Consider the following 12484-nt stretch of genomic DNA (forward strand, 5'->3'; position numbering starts at 1 on the left):
GCCCTCGGCTCACGGCTTGCGGGCCTCGATGAGGTGGCGGGCGCTGTGGGCAACGAACGGGCCCTCCGCCTCGATCCGTTCGTGCAGCTCGCGCAGCCGGTCCCGGTACTGGTCGACGGTGAAGCCGGGGACCATCCACACCACCTTGTGCAGGAAGTGCACGACGGCGCCGATGTCGTAGAACTCCATCCGCAGCCGTTCCGCCCGCAGGTCCACGATCTCCAGCCCGGCTGCCTCGGCCCCGGCGCGTTCGTGGTCGGGGTGGCGGGCGCTGCGCGCGGCCTCCGGCTGAGGGCCGAGGAAGTACTCGACGACCTCGTACGCGCTGCTGGGTCCCACGTGCTGGGCGAAGTACGTGCCACCGGGCTTGAGGACGCGGGCGATCTCGGTCCAGTGCGCCTGCACCGGGTGCCGGCTCACGACCAGGTCGAACGCCTCGTCCGCGAACGGCAGCGGGGCGTCCTCCGGTGACGCGACGACGACCGCGCCGCGCGGGCGAAGGAGGGCGGTGGCCTTGGCGACGTTCGGTGGCCAGCCTTCGGTGGCGACGGTGAGGGGCGGGAGTCGGTCCGCCGTGTTGAGGACTTCGCCGCCGCCGGTCTGGATGTCGAGCGCGGCTTCGGCCTTCGTCAGCCGCTCCCCCATCGCCCGCGCGTAGCCCCACGACGGCCGGGCCTCCGTGGCCCGGCCGTCGAACCACGAGAAGTCCCAGCCTTCGGTGGGGGCGGCTTCGGCTTCGGCGACGAGGTCTTCGAAGGTGGTGGGTGACTGGCTCATGGAGCCGATCGTGGCAGCCGGTCGTCCCGGCCCGCGACTGGATTTCTCCGGGCTTACGGTGCCCTAGGCGGCCTTTGTGAAGTCCGATGCGGTATCGCGCCCCATTAGGGGCGCGGGGAACTGCGCGACCAGCCCCCCACCGGCCCGCAGGTTAAACACTCTTCTTCCAGCGAAGCGCTTTGGTTCCTACTTCTTCCAGCGAAGCGCTTTGGTTCCTACGGAACGAGTGGCCGTACCTCCTCCGCCGCGAAGCGGACGAAGCCCTCGGGGTCCGGTTCGTCGGCGGTGGGCTGGAGGATCACGGTGTCGGCTCCGGCGTCGACCAGGCGCTGCACGGCCTTGGCGACCGTACCGGCGTCGCCGGCGGCTCCGAGGCCGGGGATCTTGTCCTCGCCCTCGGCGGTTTGTTCAGCCTTGAGACGGGCGACGGCGTCCGGTCCGGTAGCGGTGAGGAGGTAGACGACGATGCGATGGGGGTCGGTGCGGGTGACCGACTTCCGCCCCTCGTCGATGAGTTGGCGAGCCTTCCGTACGCCCTCCGGCGGGGTGCCGGCGGTGAGCAACGTACCGTCGGCCGCCTCACCGGAAAGGCGCAGCGAACGGGGGCCGGTGACGCCGGCCAGGACCGCGGGCGCGGCGGGCGGGGGCCAGTCGAGCGCGACGTCGTCCAGCTTCACGTACCGCCCGTCGGTGGTGACGCGCTCGCCGCGCAACAGGGCCCGTAGCCCGTCGAGGTACTCGCGCAGCAACGTGACCGGCGACTCGGCCCGCGCGCCGACCTGCCCCATCCAGTCCTGCACCCCGTGCCCGACGGTCAGCGTGAAGCGACCGGGGAACAGGCGGTCGAGGGTGGCGGTCTCCATGGCGGTGAGGGCGACGTTCCGCAGGGGCACGGGCAGCAGCCCGATCCCGACCCGCAGCCGCTCGGTCCAGGCGAGCGCGGCGGACGCGGTGGCGATCCCGCTCTCCAGGAAGCAGTCCTCCCACAGCCACAGCTCTTCGAGCCCCGCCGCATCGGCGGTACGGGCCACGTCTCGTAGCTTTTCGGGCGGCAGTTGGGGACGGAACACGGCACCGAGAGCAGTCATGTGCCCTTCCTAACCTGAGGTCCCGGCACGAACAACTGCTTTTACGTCGTGCCCACGTGGCGCAATCGCCCCGTTGCCGCCCCACCCCGAGCCGGGAGGGACGCAGGCCATGAGCAGTGACTCCGGCGCCCCCGACCGCCCCGCGAACGGACGTCGTCGCGCGTTGAGCATCCCCGCCGTCCGTATCGCCCTCTCGGTCCTGGCGATAGCCGCCTCCGCCGCCCTCGTCCTCCTCTCCCCCTTTGCCCTACGCGCCTACGGCCCCGACGGCTCCGACAGCGACTGGCAGCGCGTCGGCAATGTGGCCCAGGCGTACGGGGCGGTCTCGGCGTTGATCGCCGGGCTCGCGCTCGCGGGTGTGGGCGCCTCGCTCGTCTTCCAGGCCCGCGAGAGCAAGGCCAACCGCGAACAGGGCATGCGCACCGCCCACACCGAACTGATGCGGATGGCGATGACGGACCCGTCCCTGATGGCGTGCTGGGGCAGGCTGGACGCGAACACCTCCGAGGAGTCCCGGCGCCAGCACCTCTACCTGAACCTGGTCATCTCCCACTGGGAGATGATGTTCGAGCTTGGTGCGCTGAGCGAGGGGCACTTGCGGCAGGGCGCCGACAGCATCTTCTCGACGGTTCCGGCTCGTAGGTTCTGAGCGGCGTCCCGCATGGCGCGGCGGGATGCGGCGAGCACTCGGCGGGCCCGGCGGTTCCATCAGCTGGTGGATGAGCGGTATGTGGCGGCGACCACACCGCTTCCCGACACACGAGACGATTGATCCGGGCCGGTCGGCAACCCGGAGTGCCGCCACTATCGGGCTTGCGGGTCACTCGCCGTCGAGGGCCTCCGGCTGCGGAGCAACGTACGTCCCCCGCTGCGGAACGGTGAAGACCAACCCCTCTTCGACAAGCACAGCGATCGCGCGCCGGACAGTCGTACGTGCGAGCCCGTACTGCTGCACGAGCTGGGTCTCACTGGAGATAGCCCTGTTGGGCTGCCAGTCCCCCCGCTTGATACGGGCACGCAGGATGCCCGCCAGCTGCTGGTAGGGCGTAACCGGTCCCTCGTGATCGATTTCAGCGTCCGGCTGGAAGTTCATGATCAGGAAGCTACTCGTACAGATAAGGTCTCTATCATTGAGATACGTCTCTATACGTAGCGATACAAGTCGAGCTAAGTTCTGCTTCAGAACATGAAGACCCCGGCGACGGATTGCGGCCGTCCCGGGGCGTGGCCGAACGCTTCGAAGGAGCGCCGACATGCAAAACCCTATCCTCCGACTCCTCGCCTGGATGCTGAGCATCTGCACCCCACGCCCCCGTGGCCGCCACCGCCTCGGCTCGGTACCGCCGCTGCGGTTCGTCCCGGCCCCGCCGCCCCGGTTCGCCGGACTCCTCGACGGCAGCACATCCCGCCCCGTACGCCCCTACGTCCTGGACCCCGCCGAACACCGCCGCCAACGCGAACGCCGCCGCGCTCTGTACTTGGCAACCCTGGGCATCGACGTCGGCCCCACCCGCATCCACGGCATCCGCGTACCGGCAGCCATCCGATGACGCGCCCCGCCGTGCGGATGTGCGCCCGCTGCCACCGCACCACAAGTCACCCGGTCCTGGTCCACGAGGTCCACGCGGCAACGGGCCCCGGCTTCAACGTCTACGCCTGCCCCGAGTGCGCGGACCACTACCCGCCCATGACCGACCCCCTGGAACTCCCGGAAACTCCTCGCCGGCGCTCCCGCCTCACCCTGCGCGTCTACAAGGTCAACGCGCAGGGCGCCGTGACCGAGGACCGCGGCGAGGTCGAGGTCCTGACCGGTGGTCGCACCGACCCGGTGCCGCGTACGTCGTCATACCCGCCGTGTGGATGCCCGCGCTGCCGGACGCAGTAGCTGTCGGGTGGCCTCACGCCATGCCCGGTCGTCGGCCAGCCATGCCCGGGGCCGACGCCTGGGCATGGCTGACCGCTCCACGCCGCCCGCCGCCCCAATCCGGTGATGCCGAGCCGAATCGGCCAAGCCCAGCGCATCTGGCCACCAGAGTGAAGACCCTGAAACCCAGCATGAACGGAGCAGAAGTGCCGGAACCACCCGACCTGTACACAATCGAACTTGAGCCTGAGGTGCAGGCGTGGCTGGAGGTGCTCGCGCCTGCGGATTACAGGGCCGCCGAACGATTCGCCGACCGACTCGCGACCGATGGTCCGGCCCTGCCGTTTCCCCTGGCGAGCCACCTCGGCGACGGGCTGCGCGAGCTGCGTATCGGCGCATTCCGCGTGACGTACTGGCTGGCTCCCGGCCGGAGAGCCGTCCTGCTCACCATGTTCCGGAAGACGAGGATGCGGGAAGCCGACGAAGTCCCGAGAGTGCGAAGAGCACGAAAGCGCTGCGAGGCCGAGCGCCCTCCGGCGGGCGAGCACGGCGTCTACCGTAGGGGCGAGGAGGCCTGATGAGCAGCGGATACCACACCAGGTGGAAGGTCCCGTCCGAGCACCGCGAAGACCCCGCCTACCGCGCCGCGGGGCGGCGGATGGACTTCGCCCAGGCGGTCTACGACCGGCGCTCGGCGTTGGGCTGGAGCACGGCTGAACTGGCGCGCCGGGCCGGGATGTCCGAGGAGGACATCGAGTCCATCGAAGAGAGCGGGGTCGATCCGACTCTCGAACTCCTCGAGCAACTGGCAACCGCACTCGAGTCGGGTGCCCGAATCGACCCGCGCACCAGTCCCGAGTTCCGCTTCGAGGGACACGCTGCCTGAGCAGCCGCCCCGCAGGAGTGCGCGCAGTGCGCGCTGAGATGCCCGCACCCGGAACCCCACGCGGGGTTCCGGGTGCGGGCACACGCTGCTGTACGCGGACGAAGTCGTGCTCTGACTGGACACCGTCCAGCTGGACTCCGCATACGGGCCCGAATTCACCGGCGCCGAGGCGCAGCTCACCAGCCGCGAGTGCCGGCGTGTGCGCGGCCGAGCACAGCTGCCCCCTGACTACGGATGCCTCCAGACCGCGTCCCATGACATCGCCGATGAGGGCGTCGGCGAGGCCGATGCCCAGCGGCACCAGGTCGAATCAGTCGCCGCCGACGCCGGGCCCCTGAGCGGCGGGCAGATAGCGGCAGGCCGTGGCATCCCGGGCACCTCGGGCGGCGTGCCCATCAGGCTGTGCTGCAGAGTCAGGGCGATATGCCGCTGCTGCTCGTACAGCCCGGTGAGTTCGGCATCCACCCGCTTCTGCTCGCTCACATCCCGCGCGCTCGTGGAGGCCCCGCCGATCTGGCCGCCGGAGTCCAGGGCGGCCACAGGGTGACATCCACGTCAAGGCGTACTCCCAGCGAGCAGTCACCTACTCCCGCGCACACCAGACCCGTGACCAGCCAGACCCGTGACCAGCAACTTCACGATGCACACTGCTCGCTGGGCGGATCCGTCCCAGTCCTGGCGGGGTGTGCTCACAGAGTCGCCGGTGCTGGTGAAGGTCCACAGGGCGTGGCGGATTCGGTCCTCGGCTGTCGTGCCTCTGTTGCAAAGAACACCGATGTCGGTCTTGCCGTCGCCGTTGAAGTCGCCGGCCACGGGGGCGCTGCGCTCCCAGCTCCAGCTGTCGGTGAAGTAGCGGTTCGGGTTACGGCAGCCCGACGGCAACGGGTACGGCTGGACAACGAAGCACCCCATGGCCCCGGTTCACACCGGGGCCATGGGGTGCTGTCGTGGGATGAGAGCGACAAGGGGTGCGAGGAGTGCGGTTCTACCACCCGCCGTACGACGGGTTTCGCGCATCGCGGTCCTCCGGGCGGCCGGTCCGCGCCGGCCCCCGGAGGACTCGTGGGCTATCGCGCCCTGTAGCCGAAGCGGTTGCCGACCGACGGGAGGCCGCCCTGGCCGGGCCGGTAGGTGGTGACCGGGGCGACGGTACCGCCGGCGGTCACGTTGGACATCGGCAGGGCGTGCACGGCGCCGGTGCTCGGGCCGTACGGCATGCCGACGTACAGGCTGGTGCCGGTGAAGTGGATACTGCGGCCCAGGAGTTGGTTGGCGCCCGGGGTGCCGGGGATGCCGTCGCCGTTGCCGGCCTCCAGCCACCGGCCGTTGGCACCGGGCGCGCCCAGGAGCGAGAAGGTCTGGACCGCACCCGCGTTCGCCGTCGTGCCGATGGCCTCGTTCGGGACGCCGACGGCCAGCTTCATGGTCGCCGTGGTGCTCACCGCACGGGGTGCGGTGTTGACGGCGGTCACGGTCCAGCCGAAGCGGTCGCCGGTCTCGGCGGAGCCGATCATGTCGTCGCTGTTGGTGCCCTGTGTGTAGGAGTTGAGCTGGGTGAAGGTGCCCGAGGCGGGGATGCGGAAGGTGAGGACGGTGCCGGTGTCGGACTTGTTGGCGCCGTTGATGGTCAGGTCCTCGCCCCAGGCGCCGACGGTGAGGATCGACTCGGTGGCGGCCGCGGCGCCCGAGGGGCGGTAGGGGACCATGGCCAGGGCGGAGCCGAACTGGTCGGAGGGTTCGGCGCCGCCGGAGACGGAGTCGAGGTCCTGGTCCAGGCTGTGCAGCGGGGTGGGGATGCCTGCGGCGTTCAGCTTGTGGTCGAAGACCGCCACGGTGCCGGCGCCCGCGTCGGTGCCGATGGCCTCGTTGGGGGCGCCGATGGCGATGCGGTTGGCGTCGGCCGCGATGACGCTGCCGAAGCCGTCGTTGGCCTCCACGCCACCCGGCACGTCCGCGGTGTTCTGCTGGACTCCGACGGTGGTGTTGCCACGCAGGTAGAAGAACGCGCCCCCCTTGGCGATGCTGCCGATGGACTCGCCGGGCAGGCCGATCACCAGGAACGGCTCGCCGGTGGCGGTGGTGCCGGCGGCGAGTGCGTGGCCCATGCGGTCACCGCTCTCGGCGGAGGAGGCGGCGATGGCACCGGCGCCCTGGCCCTGCTCGAAGTGGGTGTTCTTCGTCGCACCCGTGCCGAGGCCGCCCGGGGCGCCGTGCAGGATGTCGACCATGCCCGCGTCGGCGACGGTGCCGATGTCATCGCTGGGGGTGCCCACGACCAGGTCTGTGCAGCCGTCCTCGTCCCAGTCGACGGTGTCGATGGCCTCACCGAACCAGTCGCTCGCCTCGGAGCCGCCGTTCACCCAGTCGAGGTCCTGGTTGATCTCGGCGGTGCCCTTGCCGCCGCCGTACACGATCCGGACGACACCCGCGTCGGCGTCGCCGCCGACACTCGCCGCGGGGTCGGCGATGGCGATGTCCTCGGTGCCGTCGCAGTTGAAGTCGGTGACGCGGTTCGCGTCGACCTTGGAGTTCACCCAGGCGGCCAGGTCGTCGACACGGGCGGTGATGCCGCCGGTGTCGGTCACACTCTCGTCGATGCCGAAGCAACCGCCCTGGTACGACTGGCTGTTGACGGCGGCCAGCTGGTGGGTGCCGTTCGCCACGCGGACCACGGGGCCGCCGGTGTCGCCCATGCAGGCGGCCGCGCCGTCCTTGCCGGTGACCGTGGCCGTGGTGGCGGCGGACGCGGTCACCGAGAACGCCCCGGTGTGCAGCTTGAGCGGCGCCCACTCGGTCTTCGTACGGCCGTATCCGGCGAACTTCAGCTCCTCGCCCGCGGCGGGCGCGGCGGTGGCCAGGGCGATGGGGGCGACGTTGGTGACCGGCCGGTTCAGGCGGGCCAGGACCACGTCGCGGTCGGTGCGCGGGACGAGCTCGACGACCTGGCGCACGGCACCGTCGGTGCCGGTCAGGTCGGAGCGGCCGATGGTCGCGGTGGTCTTCTGTGCCGGCTTGCCGGCGGGCACCGCGAGACTGGCGGCCGGGTCGTTGGCGAAGCAGCTGGCCGCGGTGAGCAGCCACTCCCGGTCGACCAGGACGCCGGAGCAGCCACGGTCGTGGTCACCGATGATCAGCTGCGCGGTGTAGGCGTGGGTGGTGTCACCGGAGGCGACCTCGGGGCCGGTCACCGCGGCGGCGGGCACAGCGGTCAGCGCAACGGATCCCGTGATCAGGGATGAGGCCAGTGCGGCATAGCGCACGGGTCTGGTGTGTCGCATGAGTTCAGTTCCTTGAAGGCAGAGCGGACAACGGGCTTGAACGGGGCGCTACTTGGAGGTCCTGATCTCCACGAGCATGTGCTCACGGCCCTGCTCTTCCGCGCTCTCGCCCACCGCGGTCCAGGCGTTCTTGAGGATGTCGAAGGACTTCTCTTCGGCACCGACAGTCATGTCGACCTCGGTGTCGTAGTCGTTGCCCTTGACGGCGTAGACAGCAGGGATCTCCAGCGTCAGCCAGCCCGAGTTGCCGACGACCCGGAAGCAGATCGTCTCCGCCTTCTCGCGGGCCAGGACCTCGATCAGACCGGTACCGCTCGCGCAGTCGGCCAGCGTGATGTGGCCGTCGCCGCGCTTCAGGACGATGTTCTGCTCCGTCAGGATCTTGTCCGCCTGAGGGTAGTTGAAGTCCTCGACCGCGTAGCCGGGGTCGCCGTCCGCGACGACCGTGGCGGTGCCGGTCTCGGGGTGGGACCCGCCGGGGCCGCCGGCCGCCAGCGCGACCCACGCGAGGGCTCCGACGGTCGCCGCGCCCAGCGTGCGCGCTATGAATCTCTTACGCTGCGGTTTCGCCGCAATTGTGGTGCGTGCCTTCATCACTTTCCTGAAGTTACTTTCGATCGATGTCTGTAGGTGTGGCTCGAGACAGGCGCGAAGGCGTCCGCAAGAAGGCGTCCGAAATTCGTATGCCCCCCACACTCCCGGGCAGCGGGAATAACCAGTCCCCGACTGTTTCGCTGCGTCACCCCCCGCGAAGACAGAGACCCTCCACGAGCCCGGGGAGCCGCTTCATCTTCGTTATGCCATCTCGCATCCCCGGCTTTGTCCACCCCTCCAACACCCATAAAAAGGGCGGCAGTTGGGGCATCATCGTGACCCTCATCACACTCGCAAAAGGTTGTGCGAGCCTCCATAAGGAAACCGTAACGAAGGCTTGTATTCCGCTTCCGGTAAAGCTGTTCTTTATCTCTGCTTTTACCGTGGCGAGTTGATAGGGTCGCCGTCGTTCAGTGGCGTATATCCATGTCGGATCCTGCCCGCCCGACTCCGGCGGAACTCATCCCACTTCTCATGCGAGGAAATCCCCTTATGCAGAAAACGTTCTGGAGCAGACGCCGCGTGCTCGGTGCGCTCGCCGGCGCGACCGCCGTCGCGGCCACCCCTTCGGTCCTGATACCGGCCACCGCCACTGCCGCCGAAGCCGCCGCGCCCGAACCGGTGCCGCTGCCGGACACCGAGCGCGCCAAGGCCGTCCGCGCGTGGCTGACCGGCGGCAAGGGCGTCAAGGCCGCCGCCACCACGGCCCTGTCCGGGACCGACACCGAGATTCGGACCTTCCTCGCCGAGACGCTGCCGCAGCAGACCGTGCAGGACAACCGGGTCGCGATCATCCGCAGCCTGGACCGTGCGGGCAAGGGCCTGCGCCGCGAGGCCGTCGCCGCCCTGGACAACGGCGACGAAGCGATAGCCGGCTTCCTCTCGAAGGGCTTCGCCCCCGCCATTCGGGAGGACCTCCAGGTCGCCACCAGCATCGTCGCGTCCACCGGCGGCAAGGCCGTGGTGCGCAAGGCCAACGCCGCCCTCGACGCCGGCACCGAGCAGGCCCTCTTCGCCTTCCTCGCCGACAAGCAGTACGACGCGCGGCTGGAGGACACCCGGGTCCAGGTCAGCTCCATGCTGATGGCCGGCGGCCCGGAGGTGCGGAAGTACGCGGACCGCGCGCTCAGCGGCACCGCGAACGACATCGAGTGGTTCATGGAGACCGGCCAGCACATCGCGCGCGCCCGCGACCAGGAGTCGGCGACCATCGAGGAGCTGGTGGCCGTCGTCGAGCGCGAGGGCAAGCGCGCCGAGCGCGAGACGAACCTGGCCGTCGAGGCCGGGGCCCGCGCCGAGACCGCCGCCACCAAGGCCAAGGAGGCCGCCGAGAAGGCTGCCGCCGAGGCCGCCGCCGCCAAGAGCGACGTGCAGAAGTCAGGGGCCGCGGCCCGCAAGGCCGCGAGTGCGGCGAAGGGCGCGGCCGACGCCGCCCGCAACGCCGTCAACGCCTCCAACGCCGCCGTGAAGGCCTCCCAGCGCGCCTCCTGGGCCGCCGCAGGCGCCGCCCAGGCCGCCGCGAAGGCCGGCAACGCCGCCGCCCGCGCCTACAACGCCGCGATCGCCGCGTCCAAGGACGCCGGCATGGCGAAGGGCGCCAAGGACGCCGCGGTGGCCGCCCGCAACGCCGCCTCCAGGGCCCGCAGCGCCGCCGCCGCTGCCGCCAAGGCGGCTCTCGCCGGCGACGCTGCCTCGGCCGCCGGCCAGGCCGCCGCCTCCGCCGCCCGCAACTCGGCCGCCGCCGCGATCGCCGCAGCCCAGGCCGCCGTCTCCGCCGGTGCCGCCCAGGCGGAGGCCAACGAGGCCAAGCGCCAGGCCGCCATCGCCACCAGCGCCGCCAACCGCGCCACCAACGCCGCCTCCGCCGCCCAGGCCCTGGCGACCGCCGCCGCCAGGGCGGCCCGCACCGCCCGCGACGCCGCCAACTCCGCCGCCGACCACGCCGACAATGCCGCGGACGCCGCTGAGGAGGCCGTGAAGCACGCGGGTCAGGCCGTCGACTACGCCAACAAGTCGACCGCCCACGCCGCGGCCGCCGTGAAGGCCGCCAACATCGCCACCCAGGCCGTCACCGACGCCATCGAGGTGGAGAAGAATGCCCGCGCCGCCGAGGCGCAGACCCTGGAGCAGGACAAGCAGCAGGCCATCGAGGAGGCCCAGCAGCTCGCCGCCATCGAGCAGGCCGAGCTCTCCGACGTCCGCGAGAAGCGGCTGATGGCGGAGCGCACCACCCAAGGGACCAAGGACCTCATCTCCAAGGCGGAAGAGGCCCTGTACTCCGGCGACATGTCGGTCGCCGCGACCCTGGGCAGGCAGGCCGCGGTCGCCCTGATCGACGCCCGCGGGGCCAACACCCGGCAGGCCGCCCAACACGCCCTCGCCGGCTCCGACGACGACGTCTACGCCTGGATCGACCTCGACCGGGCCCTTGCCCAGACGCAGGACGACCGCGAGACCACCCTCCACGTGGCGACGATCGCCGGTCCGAAGGTCGCCGCGGCCGCCGCGGCCGCGCTGGAGAGCACCAACTCCAAGGCCGTCGGCGACTTCCTCACCGGCGGTATGAAGCGTGCCTCGGACGAGGACCTGCGCGTCGCCATCAGCAAGATCCTCGGCGACAATCCCGGCAAGGCCGTCAAGAAGGCCGGTAACAAGGCGCTCGACGAGAACACCACCGAGTCCCTCAACGACTTCTTCGAGCATCACTACCCGCGGGCCACCAAGGAGGACGACCAGTTCCGGACCGTCGAGTTGATCAACACCGCGGGCGCCTTCACCAAGGCCTACGCGGAGGTCGCGCTCGAAGGGCCGGCGTGGATGCTGCGCAACTTCATCACCGTGATCCAATACCGCACGGCGCAGCTCGACTTCGAGACTGCCACCCACGTCGCCGCCGTCCGCGGGGCCATCGCCGCCGCCGCCAAGATCTCGGAGAAGGCTCAGGAGGACGCAGCCCTCGCCTCGAAGGCCGCCGCCGAGGCCCGCAAAGACGCCGACTGGGCCCAGAGGTGGGCGCAGAAGGCGCTCGACTCTGCCGACAATGCCAAGGACTACGCCCAGCAGGCGCGGGACAACGCCGACGCCGCCGACAAGTCGGCCGACGCCGCCCAGGCCTCCGCCACCAAGGCGAAGAACGCCGCCGCCACCGCCCGCGGCGCCGCCCGCTCCGCCAACTACTCGGCCAACAAGGCCGTCGACTCGGCGCGCGCGGCCCTCGCCTCTTCCGCAGCGGCCCAGCGCTCCGCCGCCGCGGCCCGCGCCGCCGAGCTCGCCGCCTCCGCCGACGCGAAGGCCGCCGCCATCGCGTACGCCCAGGCCAAGCAGATCGCCGCCGACAAGAAGCGGGCCGAGGAGATCGCGAGGGCCAAGGAGGACGCGCGCAAAGCCAAGGACCAGCGCGACGCCGGCCAGAACCCGGCCGACAACGAAAAGAACAACAAGGTCAACCCGAAGGGCACCGAGGACGGCGACGCCGACGAGTGGTGGAGCGACGCCCAGTTCTACGCGGACGCCGCCAACGTGGTCAGCATCGGCGCCGGATTCCTGGCGGCCGGCTGCGCCTTGGCAGCCTTCGTCTTCCCGCCTGCCCTCCTCGCGGCCGGCTTCTTGGCCGGCGTCTCTACGGGCGCGGGCGCCCTCGGCACCCTCTTCACGGGCATCGAGCACGGCTTCACCAGCGGCGCCTTCTGGGAGTCCGCCGCCGGCACCGGCCTGGGCCTGGTCACCTTCGGCGCCTACAAGTGGGTCGGCGCTGCCGACAAGGCGCTCGGCGGCGGCGTCGTCAAGCCCGTCGTCAGCAAGATCACAGACGCCGGCGAGGACCTGGTCTCCGGCATCACGAAGGGCCTCAGCGACTGGGGCCTGGCCGCCTGATTCCTCCCATCTCCCGGGGCGCCGCAATCAGGCGGCGCCCCCTGTCCCCCTCTTCTCATGGAAAGGTCCTGCCCCCGTGCATGGAATACGTGGCGGGCGCGCCTCAAGGAGACGCGCCCGCTCG

The 12484-nt window shown here is 70.7% G+C and carries 13 protein-coding genes; 6 read left to right on the forward strand and 7 right to left on the reverse strand.

Features of this window, described 5'->3' with window-relative positions; genetic code table 11:
* Positions 1-9: 9 nt before the first annotated feature.
* Together ACFYO0_RS38375 and ACFYO0_RS38380 are read right to left on the reverse strand one after the other, a co-directional pair.
* Entirely contained in the window at positions 10-777 is a 768-nt protein-coding gene (locus ACFYO0_RS38375) for a class I SAM-dependent methyltransferase (protein WP_388685734.1), read from the reverse strand.
* Between the two features lie 215 nt (positions 778-992).
* Complete coding sequence (locus ACFYO0_RS38380; protein WP_388685736.1) at positions 993-1865, reverse strand: LLM class flavin-dependent oxidoreductase; 873 nt, start codon at positions 1863-1865, stop codon at positions 993-995.
* Between the two features lie 109 nt (positions 1866-1974).
* On the opposite strand from ACFYO0_RS38380, the gene ACFYO0_RS38385 reads away from it, so the two are divergent.
* Positions 1975-2514, forward strand: a complete 540-nt coding sequence (locus tag ACFYO0_RS38385) for a DUF6082 family protein (protein WP_388685739.1) — start codon at positions 1975-1977, stop codon at positions 2512-2514.
* A 171-nt stretch (positions 2515-2685) separates the two neighbouring features.
* Here ACFYO0_RS38385 and ACFYO0_RS38390 read toward each other — a convergent pair whose 3' ends face one another.
* Positions 2686-2958, reverse strand: a complete 273-nt coding sequence (locus tag ACFYO0_RS38390; RefSeq protein WP_388685742.1) for a GntR family transcriptional regulator — start codon at positions 2956-2958, stop codon at positions 2686-2688.
* Between the two features lie 160 nt (positions 2959-3118).
* Between ACFYO0_RS38390 and ACFYO0_RS38395 the strand changes: the two genes are divergently transcribed.
* The 4 genes from ACFYO0_RS38395 to ACFYO0_RS38410 all read left to right on the forward strand — a co-directional run bounded on the left by ACFYO0_RS38395 (position 3119) and on the right by ACFYO0_RS38410 (position 4615).
* Positions 3119-3415 (forward strand): hypothetical protein, encoded by a 297-nt coding sequence (locus ACFYO0_RS38395; protein ID WP_388685744.1) that lies wholly within the window; start codon positions 3119-3121, stop codon positions 3413-3415.
* Positions 3412-3750 (forward strand): hypothetical protein, encoded by a 339-nt coding sequence (locus ACFYO0_RS38400; protein ID WP_388685746.1) that lies wholly within the window; start codon positions 3412-3414, stop codon positions 3748-3750. Before ACFYO0_RS38395 ends, ACFYO0_RS38400 begins: the two co-directional genes overlap by 4 nt.
* 170 nt (positions 3751-3920) lie before the next feature.
* Entirely contained in the window at positions 3921-4307 is a 387-nt protein-coding gene (locus tag ACFYO0_RS38405) for a type II toxin-antitoxin system RelE/ParE family toxin (protein WP_388685749.1), read from the forward strand.
* Complete coding sequence (locus ACFYO0_RS38410) at positions 4307-4615, forward strand: helix-turn-helix domain-containing protein (RefSeq protein ID WP_352378408.1); 309 nt, start codon at positions 4307-4309, stop codon at positions 4613-4615. The genes ACFYO0_RS38405 and ACFYO0_RS38410 overlap by 1 nt, the downstream gene beginning before the upstream one ends.
* A 228-nt stretch (positions 4616-4843) precedes the next feature.
* On the opposite strand, the gene ACFYO0_RS38415 is transcribed toward ACFYO0_RS38410, so the two are convergent.
* From ACFYO0_RS38415 to ACFYO0_RS38430, 4 genes are all read right to left on the reverse strand, one after another.
* The gene (locus tag ACFYO0_RS38415; protein WP_388685751.1) at positions 4844-5155 is read right to left on the reverse strand and encodes a hypothetical protein; all 312 of its coding nucleotides are present in this window, start codon (positions 5153-5155) and stop codon (positions 4844-4846) included.
* Between the two features lie 39 nt (positions 5156-5194).
* Positions 5195-5527, reverse strand: coding sequence for a hypothetical protein (locus ACFYO0_RS38420; protein WP_388685753.1), 333 nt, complete (start codon positions 5525-5527; stop codon positions 5195-5197).
* A 155-nt stretch (positions 5528-5682) separates the two neighbouring features.
* On the reverse strand, positions 5683-7893 hold the full coding sequence (locus ACFYO0_RS38425; RefSeq protein ID WP_388685755.1) for a trypsin-like serine protease: 2211 nt from the start codon (positions 7891-7893) through the stop codon (positions 5683-5685).
* Positions 7894-7941: 48 nt separating this feature from the next.
* Complete coding sequence (locus ACFYO0_RS38430) at positions 7942-8487, reverse strand: hypothetical protein (RefSeq protein ID WP_388685757.1); 546 nt, start codon at positions 8485-8487, stop codon at positions 7942-7944.
* 492 nt (positions 8488-8979) lie between these two features.
* Between ACFYO0_RS38430 and ACFYO0_RS38435 the strand changes: the two genes are divergently transcribed.
* Positions 8980-12360, forward strand: coding sequence for a hypothetical protein (locus ACFYO0_RS38435; RefSeq protein ID WP_388685760.1), 3381 nt, complete (start codon positions 8980-8982; stop codon positions 12358-12360).
* Positions 12361-12484 lie beyond the last annotated feature (124 nt).

This window comes from Streptomyces sp. NPDC006365, assembly GCF_042870755.1.
Taxonomy (GTDB): domain Bacteria; phylum Actinomycetota; class Actinomycetes; order Streptomycetales; family Streptomycetaceae; genus Streptomyces; species Streptomyces xiangluensis.